The organism is Alteromonas sp. ABH2_165, from assembly GCF_056159945.1.
Genome location: NZ_JBSWWF010000007.1, coordinates 196,558 through 211,638, shown reverse-complemented (window position 1 = coordinate 211,638; position 15,081 = coordinate 196,558). Strand labels below are relative to the sequence as shown.

Sequence of the window (15,081 nt, the reverse complement as noted above, 5' to 3'; positions counted from 1 at the left end):
AGAGAACGTTGGAACTATTACCCAGAGAAAAGGACAAGCTGCTGTTATTCACAGCAGGTCTGCTGGCCGAGCGGCGTCTGAACCGCGGCCTGAAGCTAAATTATCCGGAAGCCGTGGCATACATCTCGCTGGAAATTCTTGAAGGCGCCCGGGACGGTAAAACCGTGGCAGAGCTGATGGATTACGGACGCACCGTGCTCACCGCCGAGCAGGTCATGGAAGGCGTACCGGAAATGATCCACGACGTTCAGGTGGAAGCTACGTTCCCCGACGGTACCAAGCTGGTTACCGTTCATGACCCCATCGTGTAAGCAAGGAGGCAACATGATCCCCGGCGAGTTTATTACTGACGATGGCGATATCGAACTGAACGCAGGTTTACCGGTGACGAAAATCACCGTGGTGAACAGCGGCGACCGTCCTATTCAGGTAGGTTCTCATTATCACTTTTATGAAGTGAATCCGGCGCTGCAGTTTGACCGCGAAGCTACCAAAGGGCTGCGTCTCGATATTACCGCAGGCACGGCTGTGCGTTTTGAACCCGGTCAGAAACGCAATGTGGAGCTGGTGCCCTTCGGCGGTACGAAAACCATTTACGGATTCCGCGGTGACGTAATGGGCACCTTGTCTGACGAAGAGGATGCAACTGATGTCAAAGATTGATCGACACGCTTATGCCCACATGTTCGGGCCTACTACTGGCGACCGCGTGCGTCTGGCCGATACTGACCTTATCATTGAAGTAGAAAAAGACTACACGCGATACGGCGACGAAGTGAAGTTCGGCGGCGGTAAAGTGATTCGTGACGGCATGGGGCAGGGGCAGTTCAGCTGCGAAGAAACGCCGGATCTGGTGATCACCAACGCGCTCATACTCGATTACTGGGGCATTGTGAAAGCCGATGTGGCAGTGAACAATGGCCGTATTGCTGCCATTGGCAAAGCCGGTAACCCTGACGTGCAGGACGGCGTGGATATTCTGATAGGTCCGGGTACGGAAATCATTGCCGGTGAGGGCAAAATCCTCACCGCCGGCGGCATCGACGCCCACATTCACTACATCTGTCCGCAGCAGGTGGAAGAGGCGCTGATGTCCGGCGTGACCACTATGATTGGCGGCGGCACCGGTCCGGCAACGGGCACCAATGCGACTACCTGTACACCGGGGCCGTGGAACATCGCCAAAATGATGCAGGCCACCCAGGATATGCCGATGAATTTTGGTTTCCTCGGTAAAGGCAACGCCAGCCTGCCCAAAGCGCTGGAAGAACAGATTGAAGCCGGTGTGTGCGGCCTCAAACTGCATGAGGACTGGGGCACCACTCCAGCCTCGATTGATAACTGTCTGGCGGTGGCCGACCGTTACGATGTGCAGATTGCCATTCACACCGACACCCTGAATGAAGCCGGTTTTCTCGAAGATACCCTGGGCGCGTTCAAAGGCCGCACTATCCACACCTATCACACCGAAGGGGCCGGTGGCGGTCACTCGCCGGATATCATTCGTGCCTGCGGCGAAGCCAATGTGCTGCCGTCGTCGACCAATCCGACCCGGCCTTACACTGTTAACACCATTGATGAACATTTAGACATGCTGATGGTGTGTCATCACCTTGACCCGTCGATTCCCGAAGACGTGGCCTTTGCCGATTCGCGCATTCGCAAGGAAAGTATTGCCGCCGAAGATATTCTGCAGGACTTGGGCGCTATTAGCATGATTGCGTCAGACAGTCAGGCCATGGGGCGGGTGGGCGAGATGATTTGCCGTACCTGGCAGACCGCTCACAAAATGAAAGTGCAGCGCGGGCCACTGCCGGAAGACTCTGAGCGCAACGATAACTACCGCGCCCGTCGCTACGTGGCCAAATACACCATTAACCCGGCTATCAGCCACGGCGTGTCTGACGAAGTGGGTTCGGTGGAAGTGGGCAAAATGGCCGATTTAGTGCTGTGGAAACCGGCGTTCTTCGGCATTAAGCCCAGCCTTATCCTGAAGTCCGGCTTTATTGCGGCTGCGCCCATGGGGGATGCCAACGCCTCTATTCCCACGCCACAGCCGGTGTATTACCGCCCTATGTTCGGCAGTTTCGGTAGCGCCGCATCGCAGATTTCGGTGACCTTTGTGTCGCAGGCATCGTTGGATAACAACATTGGTGAGCAGTACGGCATTCGCCGCCAGCTGATTGCGTGTAAGAACACCCGCAATATCACCAAGAATGATATGAAGCTGAACGACTGGCAGCCGGATATTACCGTGGATCCACAGACTTACGAAGTGCGCGCCAACGGCGAACTGCTGACCTGTGAGCCCATGGAAGTATTACCGCTGGCCCAGCGTTACAGCCTGTTTTAAGAGAGTTTTATGCTGACATTTCAGGAACGCCTGAACCATTATCACGGCGACATCATTGATACGGTAACGCTGGATTTCGACACCCGCCAGAAAGCGCGGATCAAAACCGTTACCGATGGCGGCAGTGACATCGGCATTTTTATCGAGCGCGGCAAGCCGCTGCTGGTAGATGAATGTCTGAAAAGTACCTGCGGCAAAGTCATTCAGGTCAAAGGGGCCGATGAACCGGTGACCACCGCCAGCACCGACGACTGGCTGACCTTTTCCAAAGTGTGTTACCACCTTGGAAATCGTCACACCCGTTTGCAGGTAGGCGAGCGCTGGCTGCGTTTCCAGCCCGACCATGTGTTAAGTGAACTGGCGACCCTGTACGGCCTTACGCTGGATCATTCGCCGGCGGTGTTCGACCCGGAAAGCGGCGCGTATCAGGTAGGCGGCCATTCCCATGGCCACTCTCATGATCACGCACATGGTCATTCCCACAAACATGATCACGCGCACGATCACTCCCACAAACATGACCACGCGCACGATCACTCCCACAATCATAGCCATGCACATGGGCAGATTCATTCACATGAAGATGGCCATTCACATGAACATGGGCATTCACACGAGCATGACCATGACTGATCTTAGTGCCCTGCAATCAGCACGACTGCTTCAGCTTTGCAGCGCGAACCTGCCCGTAGGTGGTTTCTCGTTTTCGCAGGGACTAGAGCAGGCGGTTGAGCGGGGCTGGGTGAATTCAGCCTCAGCACTGGAAGAATGGCTCACAGTAATGTTAAAAAGCAGCGTGGCCCACGCTGACGTGCCCATGCTGAAGTTGCAGTATGAGGCCATCAGTAATAACGCCGCTGATGAATTTGAAGGCCGCGATGCCTGGATAGCCGCCACCCGGGAAAGCGAAGAAATCCTGCTGGCGGAACAGGCCATGGGTAAAGCATTAAAACGCCTGCTGAAAAATCTCGCCGACAAGCCAGAAGGCACTGCTGCTGACTGGGTGCTAACCCGCAATGCGGACTGCTTTATCAGTCAGTTCGCGCTGGCCGCCCATTTGTTCGGTTTGGATTTACCAGCCTGTCTCAGCGGCTACGTGTGGACGCTGCTGGACAATCAGGTGGCAGCGGGCACCAAACTTATTCCACTTGGCCAGACTGATGGCCAGAACTTGCTGTTTCGTCTTACTCGCAATATCGCCGATACATTGGATATTGCTGCCCAGGTTGCGCCGGAGAATATCGGTCAGTCCATGCCGTCAATGGCCATGGCGAGCGCTTGGCACGAACAGCAATATTCAAGACTATTTCGATCATAGACGTCGATCATAAGGACTCAGAAACAATGCAAAAACAGACATTACGCGTAGGCGTTGGCGGCCCGGTTGGTTCAGGTAAAACTGCACTGCTGCGGGCATTGTGCTCGGCCATGCGTGAAAAATACAATATGGCGGTAGTCACTAACGATATCTACACCCACGAAGATGCCCAGTTCCTTACCCGTCACGGCGCGCTGGAAGAAGACCGTATCATCGGCGTGGAAACCGGCGGTTGCCCGCATACAGCGATTCGTGAAGATGCCTCCATGAACCTGGCGGCTATCGATGAGCTGCAGTCGCGCCATGCGGATCTCGACTTTGTGCTGGTGGAAAGTGGCGGCGATAACCTGAGCGCTACTTTCAGTCCGGAACTGTCTGATCTCACCTTGTATGTGATTGATGTGTCGGCTGGTGATAAGATCCCCCGTAAAGGCGGCCCGGGTATTACGAAATCCGATCTGCTGATCATAAACAAAACCGACATCGCCGATATGGTTGGCGCGTCACTGGAAGTAATGGATCGCGACTCTCGCAAGATGCGTGGCGACAAACCGTTTGTATTTACCAACCTGAAAGCCGGTGAAGGTCTTGACGACATCATCAGGTTTATTGAGGGTGAAGGTATGCTGGTTAAATAAATAAGGACACACACCATGAAGAAAATTTCTGCGCTATTTACATCTTTGTTCACCGCGTCAGCCTTTGCCCACGACGATAAGCTGCTGAACCCGACCTTTCATGAATTTTATCACGCCGTGTTTTATGGCCTGCTGGCTGCGCTGGTGGTGTGCGCCGGTGTTTACGGCCTGAAGCGCCTGAGCAAGAAAAAAGACTAAGTCTTCAAACAAGAAAAACGTCCGGCCTGCAAAGCCGGGCGTTTTGGTTTGTGTTGCCTGCGCTAACTGAAAAACTAGACACCGTGCATGGCTAGCCGCTGCGTATCGCGCTGTACAAATTCGCTCAATCAGAACTGATACATCACCGAGGCGCGCAGGGTACGAGGCTCAATCAGGTGATAATGCAGGCCTTCTATTTCAGCGCCCGCCGGGTCAGACTGCAAACGCGATGCGTAGTAATAGTCGATATCGTGTGCATCGGAGTCGGTGAGGTTGAGTATGTCAAGCTGGAAGGTCCAATCGTTGACGCGGTAGCCCGCACGCAGATTCACAATGGTGCTGTTATCGGAGCTGACTGAACCGTCTTCAATTAACGGGCGACTGCCAAAGTAACGTGCTCGCAAGCTGCCGAAAAGGCCGCTGTCTAAATCCACTGATACACCGGTTTGCAATACGTTTTTAATCGCACCGGGAATATAATTCCCTTCCGGTGCATCATCGGTGAATTCCGCATCCGTATAGGCGTATTCAAAATCGAACATCCAGTCTGGTGCGAAGCGATAATACAACGCCAGTTCCGCGCCTTTGCGTTTTGATGCCCGGCTAGCTTCGGTGTTACCGGCATCGCCAACAAACAGCAGTTCACTGTCGAGTTTCAACTGCCACAACGAAAACGACAGGTTGAGTTTATCGTTAACGAAACCGCGTAAACCCGCTTCTACCCCGGTAGAGCGCACCAGCGGGTCCACTTGATCAACCGCTTCTCCGGTTCCTGGGTCAACATTAATGGTGGTGCCACGGGCGTCGTTAGAGTGAAGCCCCTGACCGGCCGACAGGTAGGTTTCCCAGTTGTCGTTCACAGTGTAAACCACGCTGCCTTTCAATGACGTCATGTTGTCGTCGTTACTGCCACTGTTGGAGGATAAATCCACACCATTGGCGTTTACCCCAATACGGTCATTTACATCAAAATCGAAGTAATCATTGCGCAGGCCAATCACGGTGCGCAGTTCTGATGTCCAGTGAATGGTGCTTTCCACAAAAGCGCCAATGCTGGTTTCTGTAACGCTGTCGCTACGAATCGCACCGAGGCGCTCCCGGGCGGCAGTGTGATACAAACCCACTTCGTCGATATCGTCGATGCGCAGTTCGCCGCCCACACGGGTAGAGGCGTCGTGTCCGAAAATTTTGTGCTCAAACGTGTACGCCGCATTACCGCCATAAATTGTGCGGTCGTCCACCTGTTCGAACTGGTCGCCGTTTACCGGATCGTCAAGGAAGTAGGTGAAGTTCGACCACAGGTTCATGGAGTAGGACATCACATAAGCATTGGCAGTAAAATTACCGCTGCGATATTCCGAGCTCAAACTATAGCGATCAGACTCGCCGCCCACGGTGGTGTCTAGCGAGCCCAGCGCATCAATAATGCCCTCATCCACGGCGCGGCCGGGGATTTGGTCGGCACTGTTCCAGCTGTTGTCGTAACCCATGAACGTCAGCTCAAAGTGGCCGTCTTCCAATTCATGGTTCCACTTTGCCAATACGTTGGTTTTATCCAGATCTTCTTCGATGTCTGTCCAGGGGCCATCGTAGGTATTGCGCTCGGCGGCAACGAATAAGTTGTCTTTGTCGCTTAAGGCAACGCTGTCCATGGCCATTAAGCGCACGTAGTTGTTCTCGCCCAAGGTTGCACTTACCAAGCCTTTGTCGGTCTTGCTCAGGGTATGAAAGCTGGCGCTGCCTGCGCCGCTGAAATCACCCACATCGGCATAGCTCACGCCTTTTTGGTAGCTCAGAGACTGCACCACTTCGGGAATGATGAAGTTAAGGTCGGTGTAGCCCTGGCCATGACCGTGGGTACGCATGTTTACCGGCATGCCGTCGACGAAAGTGGCGAAGTCAGTACCGTGGTCGAGGTTGAAACCGCGAAGGAAATATTGGTTGGCTTTACCTGTGCCCGAGTGTTGGGTCACTACCATGCCCGGCACAAACTCAAGAATTTCACCGGTGCGCAAAATAGGGCGCAGTTTAATGTCTTCTTTGCCGACGATGCCTTCAGAAGCCGTAGAAGCGCGGCCCAACAAGCTAGTGTCGCGACCAGAAATTTCAATATGTTCTATATCACTGTCATTGCCACGTTCCACTTCCTCGTCGGCAGCCAAAACGAAGGTAGGTGCCTGTAACGACAATGAGGTAAGCAGGGCAAGATAACTGATTTTCATTTTTTTCCTTCGATTTTTTTTAATGTCAAAACTACGTCAATTGCGCACTATCTGATACATTCAATTCCCGTAGTATTGAGGTATTCCTTAAAACCGATAAGAGGTCGGTGTTCATGAAAAACTTCTGTCAGAATTTGTCAGCCTGGTTGGGCGGAAAAAAAGCCCCTGACTCACTCCCCGCTCTGGGTAGTCGAGAAATCGATGTACTCAAATTAGTATGGCAGCATGGGGAGCTTAGTGCGCAGGAAATGGTGCTTTATTTTTCCGAGGAGCAACTTTCTCTGAGTACTATGCAAAGCACGCTCGAGCGCCTGCACAGAAAAAATTTACTCAAAAGGCACAAAGTTGGTCGCGCATACGTATACACCGCAGCAGTGTCGCAAAGTGACATTGTTAGCCGCTTGATGGATGACATTGCGCAGCATCTTGGCAATGGCAATTCCGAAGTAATGATTAGCGGTTTTATGTCTTACATTGAGAACCAGGGCGACGACGCCACTCACCAATTAATGAAAACTCGGTTTAAAAAGGATTCTGGTACCCAAAAATAATGGCAATACTGACAGAGCTGTTCAGCTGGTTAATTCTTCTTGTACTCCTTTCCTGGTGCGTATCTGGTCTGTGGGCGGGCATAACGCGGCCGGTGGAAAAGCTGGTGCCGTCGTTGCAAATTCACACCATGATGTTACTGGTGGCAACCCCTGTCGTTGTAGCTACCTTCACCCTTTGGTTTTATCAATTTCCTGCCTTTTCAGATTGGCTGGTGCGAGAGCATTGCCACGATGGTAACTGCAGCCCTCATTCTCTTTACTTACCCGCATCGTTATCATTCAGCCATATTTTGCTGCTGATTGGTGTTGTGGCCATTGCCATTGGCATTCTTATTGTTATTCGAACGGTGCGGCTTAATGCGCGCTATACCCGGGCGCTCAAATCATTTTCAAAGCGGGCCCCGGAAAGCTTGTATCGGGTGGTCGACAGCGAACAAGTCAGTGCCTGGTGCGCGGGTTTCTTTAGTCCGCAGGTGTACGTAACCAGTGGGCTTGTGGCGTCTGCATCGAAAGACGAATTGCATCTTATTGTTCTACATGAGCTTAATCACGTCCGTAGGCTGGATAACTTGAAGCGCGCCTTGGCCAGTGTACTGATGTGTTGCTGGCTGCCGCCGCTAAGGCGCGCCTTTTCCAGTCAGTTGGCAAATGCGCTGGAAATTCGCAGTGATGTGTACGCAATGAAAACCGCTGACGAAAAAGACGTTGAAAAGTTGCCGGTGGATCTCTGTGCCCGTGATGCCACAACCAGTATTCACTCTGAAGGGCGTCGCGCCATTCTCGGTGCACTACTTTCCAGGCCAGATGCCTCTATTTACGGCGCCGCCATGGTTTATCTTGCAATGGCGCTGTGGTTGTTACTGCTGTTTGCTGTTACCGTTAGACTGGCTCACCCGTTATTGGAATATTTACTTCAATAAACGGCTTGCGATGATTAAATTAAATGTAAATTTATGCGAAAAAGCCTAGCGCTTTGTTATTAGTATTTTATTTACAATGAGTTAGCTTAATCTACGCAATACTCCCCATATCGACCTATGGCCGCTATAGGTATAGTATATGCCTATCCTCCAGTATTGATGACAACACTAACTCTGTGAGTAACTATGTATACGGTATTAGTAGTTGATGACTCTCCGGACTCACTGAGTCTGATAAACGATATTCTCGAAAAAGAAGGGATCAGCACACTCGTAGCTTTGGAAGGCAGTCAGGCTATTACCATTGCTGAGCAAATCAAACCCGATATTATCCTTCTCGATGCCATCATGCCGAAACTGGACGGTTTTGAAACCTGTAAGCGGTTAAAGCAAAACCGCGAACTGCAGCATATCCCCGTAGTCTTTATGACCGGCCTCACCGACACTGAAAGTACCTTAAAAGGGCTGAACGCTGGTGGTGTGGATTACATCGTCAAACCCGTTAATCCCGAAGAGTTGATTGCGCGCATTAAAATTCATGCGAACAATGCGCAGATCGCCTCCAGCGCACAGCAGGCTCTGGACTCCATGGGGCAAAACCTGTTTGCCGTGGATCAGTCAGGTGAACTCTTGTGGGCCACGCCGCAAACCCACGATTTTTTGTCTCGCATACCCAATGCCGACAACTGGTTTAACGACACGCTGTTACCTGCGGTGAAGCAAATTCTCTCCAACGGTAGCGACAAATCGGCGAATCAAAAAGTTCCCTACGATGGTGGCGACTGTGAGTTGGCCTTGCTGTTCCATCGTCCAAATGGTGAGTGCACATTCCGCATTAGTCATGCGGTGGAAAATATTTCCGGCGAAGAAAAGCTACGGACTAAATTGCAACTTACTGCCCGGGAATCCGAAGTACTGTATTGGTTATCCAACGGTAAAACCAATAAAGAAATCGCATTGATTTTAGATATTGGCGCTCGCACGGTGAACAAGCACCTGGAGCAGGTATTCTCCAAATTGAAAGTCGAAAACCGCACCACGGCGGCTGGTATTGCCATCAGGACGTTAGCGGAAGGGTAGTTGGTGCAATGGTCGTAAATTCAGATGCCTCCTCAGACCGGTTGAAACAGGCTAATGCGTTGTTCAGCGCCGGAGACATCAAGCAGGCTCACCAGATCTGTGTCGATTTGATCCAGCAGCGCTTGCTTATCGGCGATGCCTATCACTTACTTGCTCAAATTCATCTTTCCCTGCAACAGTTTCAAAAAGCGGCCGAGTTGTGCAAGCACGCTATCAAAAATCAAGATAAGACAGACTTCCGTGTAACTTTGTGCCGGGCTTATGTGTTGCTCGGACAAACCGACGCGGTGCTTGCCATCGCCGGTACTGTGCCGCCGTCAGCTACCACAACAGCCTACCAGGCAGACACGCTTGGCGTCGCCCTTTCAGGCTGTAATGAGCACGAAAAGGCGCTGGAATATTTTACTCAAGCTGTGGATCGTAGTCCCACCGCCGCGTATCTGTATAACTACGCGGTAAGCTGTAAGTTCTGCGGCGAGTTAGAGAAAGCGCAACACGCATTGCATCAGCTCCTCGATACTGACCCTGATTACTATCAAGCGCACTTTGCGTTATCTGAACTCACCACAGGCGACCAGGCACTCAACCATATTCAGGTGCTACAAAACAAGCTAAGCAACAGCGAACTGGCCCTGGAGCCTTGCCTGCATCTTAGTCATGCCCTGTCCCGTGAGCTTGAGAAGCAAAAAGACTATCACCGCGCATTTACTGTGCTGCGTGATGCAAAAGCAAAAAAACAGCGCGACCTGCCGTATAACCCCGAAGCTGACAAGGCGCTATTTGGTTATCTAAGTGAACAATTTAGCCAGGCAGACGCCAAAACTGCGAGTACGCCGTCTCAATCGACTTCAGAGCGGCCCATTTTCATTGTTGGTATGCCCCGCTCGGGCACAACACTGGTAGAGCGTATTCTGAGTAGTCATGCCGATGTATCGTCAGGCGGCGAACTGCAAGATTTCAGTATGCTGCTTAAGCAGATATCTGGCGCGGATGGACACCAGGTGCTGGACGTCCCTACCTTGCAACAAGCGGAAACCGTTGATTACAACCTTATCGCCAGTGCCTACTTGCAGCGCACCGCGCACATTGGCAAAACCAAACATTTTGTCGACAAGCTACCTTTCAATTTCTTTTATTTACCATACATTCGCCGTGCCTTTCCGAATGCGAAAATACTCTGCCTGTTACGGGACCCGCTGGACACCTGTGTAGGCAATTACCGGCAACTGTTTAGCATTCAAAATCCTCACTATCACTACACCCAGACACTGGAAGACTGCGCCGATTTTTACCAGCAGTTCAGCGACTGGGTGCACCAATGGCAAACCGTAGATACCGACAACTTTCTGCTGCTGAGCTACGAAGTGCTTACTGCAGAGCCTGAAAAGCATATCCCGGCGCTGATTGAATTCTGCGGACTGCCCTGGGACGACCGCTGTATGGCAATGGAAAACAACACCGCACCGGTATCGACGGCCAGCAAAATGCAGGTAAAAGAGCCGATAAATCAGCGATCTGTAGGGCGTTGGAAACGCTATCAGCCATTTACAGATGTCATTGAAAGTCGTTTTCGATAAAGACATAAATCTATATTTCAATATTGAAACAATTATTTAACATGTTGATGTGAAAGCATTTTCTGCGTCAAATAACGTAGTTCAAATAGCAATAATGCCAGTATTCGTTGCAAATCCTTCAGCACATACTTAATTCGCTGAGGAGATTTACTAAGACCAAAAAGAACAAGAAGCGGTTTGTACATTTCTTTTGGGTAATCAAACAACATAAAACGAGTACACCAATGATGAAAAGCAATGAACAAAGGAAAGTCAGCAAGCTTGCAACAGCTGTAGCTGCAGCGCTTATTCCCATGAGCGGCGTTATTTATTCACAAACGGCTTTTGCGCAGGAAGCTGCCGAGAGTGGCGTTGAGAAAATTGAAGTTACCGCTACTCGCCGTGCTGGCTCACTTCAAGAAGTGCCAATTAACATTTCTGCCGTGACGAACGATCTGATGGAACAGCAGGATATCGAAGAAATTGAAGATATCGCGCGCTGGGTACCGGGTCTGACTATTTCAGATCAAGGCGGTCGTGATTCATCACCAATCATTGTTCGTGGTCTTAACACCAACTCTTCAGGCGGTGGTTCAAATGGTACCGTTGCCACTTATGTGGGTGAAGTACCGCTATTTGTTAACCTGCGTCTTTTCGATATCGACCGTGTAGAGGTACTCATTGGGCCTCAAGGTACGCTTTACGGTGCCGGAACACTGGGCGGTGCTATTCGTTACATACCTAAGAAAGTCGACCTGGACTTTGTATCTGGTTCGATTAACGGCGACCTGTATAAGACTGCTGAAAGCGGCAGCATGGGTGGCGAAGCCGGGTTCGTGTTTAATGCGCCAATCATTGAAGGTGAACTGGGTTTCCGCGCTGCATTTAACTATTCTGATGATCCTGGTTTCATTGATTACAATTACCTCGTTCGTGAGTCTGGTACATCACTGCCTGATCCTGATTTTTCAGACCCTGAAGCCGTAGCAGCGAACCTGTACTCAGAAGAAGACGGCAACACGTTCGAGCAGACGGCTGCCAAGCTGCAGCTGCGCTGGGCGCCGACTGACTGGTTTGATTCCACACTGGGATACACCTATCAGAAGGACGATATTGGTGCCAGTGCCGATACTCACTATCAGTCTCTTTCAAGCGAAAACCCGCTGAGTTCGCTGGTCGGTGAATACGACAACGCATCTCGTTTCCTTGACCCTATGGAGCGTGAAACGGAACTGTTAAGCCTGGAAATGAGCGTAGATTTAGGTTTCGCCGAGTTGGTTTCTTCTACCGGTAAATCTAAAACAACCCGCGATCTTAGCGGTGACGTTACCGATTTGCTGATTCGTCTGAGCTACGGCTACGAGGAATTTCCGGCATTCTCTGGTGTGACACAAAGCTACAGCGAAGAAGAAAACTTAACGCAGGAACTGCGCCTGGTTTCTACTGACGATGGTCCGCTAAGCTGGATTGTGGGTGGTTACTACAACAAAAACGATTACCGCCGCGACTATCGTGAGTTAACTGAAGGCTTCGATGAATTTGCCATTAACACCTGGGGTGCTACTGGTCCGTTGCGTCCTGATAGCATTGAGTACATTTCTTACGGTATTGATGCCGTGAAAGAAATGGCGATTTTCGGTGAGCTGAGTTACGAAGTGACTGACAAGCTGGATATTACGCTGGGTATGCGTCAGTACAAGTACGAAGTTGAAACGGAATCAGATACCGACTTGCCGTTATACCAGACTGTATTTAATGGCCGCGATCCAGACTCCATCGTATTCGAACCGAACACCGCTGAGGGCGATGACAACGGTAACCTGTTGAAATTCAACGCTAGCTACCAGTTTACTGATGACCTGATGGGTTACGTAACGGTAAGTGAAGGCTTCCGTATTGGTGGCGTAAACACGGTGGCGGCATGTCCTGACAACGTAGACGAAATTGAAAACCAGCTTATTTGTGCCCGTGCAGACGAAATCATGTACGAAGCCGATACCACCACAAACTATGAAGTGGGCGTAAAAGCAAGCTGGCTGAAGAACAAGCTTACTACCAACCTGGCGGTGTTCAACGTAGACTGGGATGATCCACAGGTTGCTGGTATCACTGAAAACGGCGCGGTAGGTATTACCACTAACGCTGGCGGTGCAAACGCAAAAGGTGTCGAATTAAGTGTTCGTGCCTCACTCACTGACGAACTCACCATGTATAGCGCCTATTCTTACGCGACTACAGAAATGACCTCAGACGCCTACGGTATTTTCGGTAGCACTGGCGATGTGGTTTACGACGGTGATCGTTTGCCGGGTGCGCCTGAGCATCAGATTTCTGTTGGTCTGAACTACGCCACTGAGCTGTGGAGCCGCGCCCTGGACCTAAGCTATGGTCTGACTGCCCAGAGCGATTCATACTCTACTTTAGGTCTTAAAAACTTTGGTGAAGTGGTACCGGGCTATGCACTGAGCAACTTAAGTGCGAAGCTGTCTGATGACGACTGGGATGTGACCTTCTACATCAACAACCTGTTTAACAAGTATGCGTTCACCAACCCGTCACGGAACTGGGGTGATATCCTCGACCCAGAAATGAACCGTACCGACCTGCAACGTGGCTACTCGCACTATGTGCTAACCCCGCGCACCATCGGGCTGAAGTTCCAATACCGTTTCGGTATGTAAGCTAAAAGGGGTTCGGCACAAGCCGGCCCCTGTTTTGTTTAAGGAAGAAGAAAATTGAAACAACGCACACGCTTTATGAGCGCTCTAATGAGCGGATTGCTGGCCTGTTCTTTGGGTTTTTCTGCGTTTGCTGAGGAAGCTGAAACGCCAATGCCAGACAGCTTCAAAGCCAAAATAAAAAACATTCCGGAAGAAAAACTCGAGATTCTCGAATCGCCCATGCCAGAGATGCTGCTGGGCACCATGGAACGCTTTTACAAAGCCATGGAAAAGAAAACCCCTGAGCAGGTTGAAGCTTATCTCGACGGTATGATTGAAGTGGCGGAAGCCAGCAAGTTCAACCCCGAAACGGATATGGCGTCTATTCCGCTAAATACCGAATCTAAAGGCTTTAACTCGTGGAAAACCGAGCGTCCACAAGTGCTGAATCCCAAGCGTGAGCCGGGCCCCATTCATTTAAGTCGCTACATGGGCGGCTGGAATACCGGCATTAAAACCTTTGCCAATGCGCCCCTGGCTATCTACCCCGACGACCTGATTGCCGGTGATGTAGACGTGGCCATTGTCGGTGCTCCGCTGGACATGGGTTCGTATTATCGCGGTCAGAAATTCGGGCCTCAGGCCATGCGCAACGAATACGGCGCTGGTGGTGTAGACATGAACACCATGGTCGATCCAAGCCGTGTGTTGAGCATTGTGGATTATGGTGATATTGCCATCGACAACATGAGCACTGAGCTATCGGTTCAACATGTGCGGGAACGGGTTCGTGAAATCGCTGAAACTGGCACTATTCCATTCATTGTGGGTGGTGATCACTCACTGGAATATCCTGACGTGGCGGCGCTGGCGGATGTTCATGGCAAAGGCAGTTTCGGTGTGGTTCACTTTGACTCCCATTACGATGCCGGTAAAGGTCGTCCACACTGGCTGACACACGGACAACCGGTGTACCGTGCGGTGAAAGAAGGGCACGTGAATCCCGAAAACTACATCCAGATTGGTTTGCGTGGTCCATGGCCGGGTCCGGAAGGGTTTGAATGGATGCGTAACAACGGCATGCGCTATCACACCATGGCGGAAGTCGAGAAGAAAGGCTGGAAGGAAGTGATGGAAGCGGCGCTGGCAGAAGCCCGTGAAGGTGGCAAGAAGCTGTACATATCTTTCGATGTTGACGTAATCGACCCGGCATTTGTGCCTGGCACGGGTACACCGGTTCCTGGCGGTTTGACCATGCGTGAAGCCATTCCAATCGTTCGTGGCCTGTGTGCACAGAACGACATGGTGGGTTTTGAAATTGTAGAACTCGACCCGCTGCTCGACCCGACTTATCGTTCAGCACTGAACTCCAACTTTGTCATGCATGCTTGTTTAACCGGTATTGCCATGCGTAAGGAAGGCATTGCCGATCCCCATTATTTCTCTGAACTCACCACCGAACACATGCAGCCGGAAGCGGGCATTAAAGGTCGCGAGGAAGGGTTAAGGGAAGAAGTGGATGTTAACTACGCGAAACCTCAGCAGTAATTAAACAGTAAGTCTGGCCGGTGGCACACCCTGCCGC

At 51.2% G+C, this 15,081-nt stretch carries 14 protein-coding genes; 13 read left to right on the top strand and 1 reads right to left on the bottom strand.

Annotated features, from left to right (window positions below; all coding sequences use genetic code 11):
* Positions 1-8: 8 nt before the first annotated feature.
* From ureA to ACXAFQ_RS14945, 7 genes are read left to right on the top strand one after another with little or no spacing between them, the layout of a single operon-like run.
* Positions 9-311, top strand: a complete 303-nt coding sequence (gene ureA / locus ACXAFQ_RS14975; RefSeq protein WP_070126025.1) for an urease subunit gamma — start codon at positions 9-11, stop codon at positions 309-311.
* A 13-nt stretch (positions 312-324) separates the two neighbouring features.
* Entirely contained in the window at positions 325-663 is a 339-nt protein-coding gene (locus tag ACXAFQ_RS14970) for an urease subunit beta (protein WP_474824178.1), read from the top strand.
* Positions 650-2,353, top strand: coding sequence for an urease subunit alpha (gene ureC, locus ACXAFQ_RS14965; RefSeq protein ID WP_474824017.1), 1,704 nt, complete (start codon positions 650-652; stop codon positions 2,351-2,353). The genes ACXAFQ_RS14970 and ureC overlap by 14 nt, the downstream gene beginning before the upstream one ends.
* Before the next feature lie 9 nt (positions 2,354-2,362).
* Positions 2,363-2,986, top strand: a complete 624-nt coding sequence (locus ACXAFQ_RS14960) for an urease accessory protein UreE (protein WP_474824015.1) — start codon at positions 2,363-2,365, stop codon at positions 2,984-2,986.
* On the top strand, positions 2,979-3,671 hold the full coding sequence (locus ACXAFQ_RS14955) for an urease accessory protein UreF (RefSeq protein ID WP_474824013.1): 693 nt from the start codon (positions 2,979-2,981) through the stop codon (positions 3,669-3,671). The genes ACXAFQ_RS14960 and ACXAFQ_RS14955 overlap by 8 nt, the downstream gene beginning before the upstream one ends.
* 26 nt (positions 3,672-3,697) lie before the next feature.
* Positions 3,698-4,309, top strand: coding sequence for an urease accessory protein UreG (gene ureG / locus ACXAFQ_RS14950; RefSeq protein WP_474824011.1), 612 nt, complete (start codon positions 3,698-3,700; stop codon positions 4,307-4,309).
* Positions 4,310-4,324: 15 nt separating this feature from the next.
* Positions 4,325-4,507 carry a hypothetical protein gene (locus tag ACXAFQ_RS14945; RefSeq protein WP_474824009.1) on the top strand — a complete coding sequence of 61 codons (183 nt, stop codon included), beginning with the start codon at positions 4,325-4,327 and terminating at the stop codon, positions 4,505-4,507.
* A gap of 128 nt (positions 4,508-4,635) precedes the next feature.
* On the opposite strand, the gene ACXAFQ_RS14940 is transcribed toward ACXAFQ_RS14945, so the two are convergent.
* A complete protein-coding gene (locus tag ACXAFQ_RS14940; RefSeq protein ID WP_474824006.1) occupies positions 4,636-6,729 on the bottom strand; it encodes a TonB-dependent receptor in 2,094 nt (697 codons plus the stop codon).
* A 113-nt stretch (positions 6,730-6,842) separates the two neighbouring features.
* Between ACXAFQ_RS14940 and ACXAFQ_RS14935 the strand changes: the two genes are divergently transcribed.
* The 6 genes from ACXAFQ_RS14935 (at position 6,843) to ACXAFQ_RS14910 (ending at position 15,044) form a co-directional block, all read left to right on the top strand.
* Positions 6,843-7,280, top strand: a complete 438-nt coding sequence (locus ACXAFQ_RS14935) for a BlaI/MecI/CopY family transcriptional regulator (protein WP_474824004.1) — start codon at positions 6,843-6,845, stop codon at positions 7,278-7,280.
* Positions 7,280-8,200 carry a M56 family metallopeptidase gene (locus tag ACXAFQ_RS14930; RefSeq protein ID WP_474824002.1) on the top strand — a complete coding sequence of 307 codons (921 nt, stop codon included), beginning with the start codon at positions 7,280-7,282 and terminating at the stop codon, positions 8,198-8,200. Before ACXAFQ_RS14935 ends, ACXAFQ_RS14930 begins: the two co-directional genes overlap by 1 nt.
* Before the next feature lie 186 nt (positions 8,201-8,386).
* Positions 8,387-9,280: a response regulator gene (locus ACXAFQ_RS14925; RefSeq protein ID WP_474824000.1), complete on the top strand. Its 894-nt coding sequence runs from the start codon at positions 8,387-8,389 to the stop codon at positions 9,278-9,280.
* 8 nt (positions 9,281-9,288) lie between these two features.
* Entirely contained in the window at positions 9,289-10,857 is a 1,569-nt protein-coding gene (locus ACXAFQ_RS14920) for a tetratricopeptide repeat-containing sulfotransferase family protein (protein ID WP_474823998.1), read from the top strand.
* A 224-nt stretch (positions 10,858-11,081) separates the two neighbouring features.
* Positions 11,082-13,517: a TonB-dependent receptor gene (locus ACXAFQ_RS14915; protein WP_474823996.1), complete on the top strand. Its 2,436-nt coding sequence runs from the start codon at positions 11,082-11,084 to the stop codon at positions 13,515-13,517.
* A gap of 54 nt (positions 13,518-13,571) precedes the next feature.
* Complete coding sequence (locus ACXAFQ_RS14910) at positions 13,572-15,044, top strand: agmatinase family protein (RefSeq protein WP_245680383.1); 1,473 nt, start codon at positions 13,572-13,574, stop codon at positions 15,042-15,044.
* Positions 15,045-15,081: the final 37 nt, after the last annotated feature.

Bases quoted from the DNA above. Each gene is read 5' to 3' on its own strand.
- ACXAFQ_RS14960 (WP_474824015.1), top strand. From the start codon at position 2,363: ATGCTGACATTTCAGGAACGCCTGAACCATTATCACGGCGACATCATT.
- ACXAFQ_RS14970 (WP_474824178.1), top strand. From the start codon at position 325: ATGATCCCCGGCGAGTTTATTACTGACGATGGCGATATCGAACTGAAC.
- ACXAFQ_RS14955 (WP_474824013.1), top strand. From the start codon at position 2,979: ATGACTGATCTTAGTGCCCTGCAATCAGCACGACTGCTTCAGCTTTGC.
- ureG (WP_474824011.1), top strand. From the start codon at position 3,698: ATGCAAAAACAGACATTACGCGTAGGCGTTGGCGGCCCGGTTGGTTCA.
- ACXAFQ_RS14915 (WP_474823996.1), top strand. From the start codon at position 11,082: ATGATGAAAAGCAATGAACAAAGGAAAGTCAGCAAGCTTGCAACAGCT.
- ACXAFQ_RS14920 (WP_474823998.1), top strand. From the start codon at position 9,289: ATGGTCGTAAATTCAGATGCCTCCTCAGACCGGTTGAAACAGGCTAAT.
- ACXAFQ_RS14925 (WP_474824000.1), top strand. From the start codon at position 8,387: ATGTATACGGTATTAGTAGTTGATGACTCTCCGGACTCACTGAGTCTG.
- ACXAFQ_RS14945 (WP_474824009.1), top strand. From the start codon at position 4,325: ATGAAGAAAATTTCTGCGCTATTTACATCTTTGTTCACCGCGTCAGCC.
- ACXAFQ_RS14935 (WP_474824004.1), top strand. From the start codon at position 6,843: ATGAAAAACTTCTGTCAGAATTTGTCAGCCTGGTTGGGCGGAAAAAAA.
- ACXAFQ_RS14930 (WP_474824002.1), top strand. From the start codon at position 7,280: ATGGCAATACTGACAGAGCTGTTCAGCTGGTTAATTCTTCTTGTACTC.
- ureC (WP_474824017.1), top strand. From the start codon at position 650: ATGTCAAAGATTGATCGACACGCTTATGCCCACATGTTCGGGCCTACT.
- ACXAFQ_RS14940 (WP_474824006.1), bottom strand. From the start codon at position 6,729: ATGAAAATCAGTTATCTTGCCCTGCTTACCTCATTGTCGTTACAGGCA.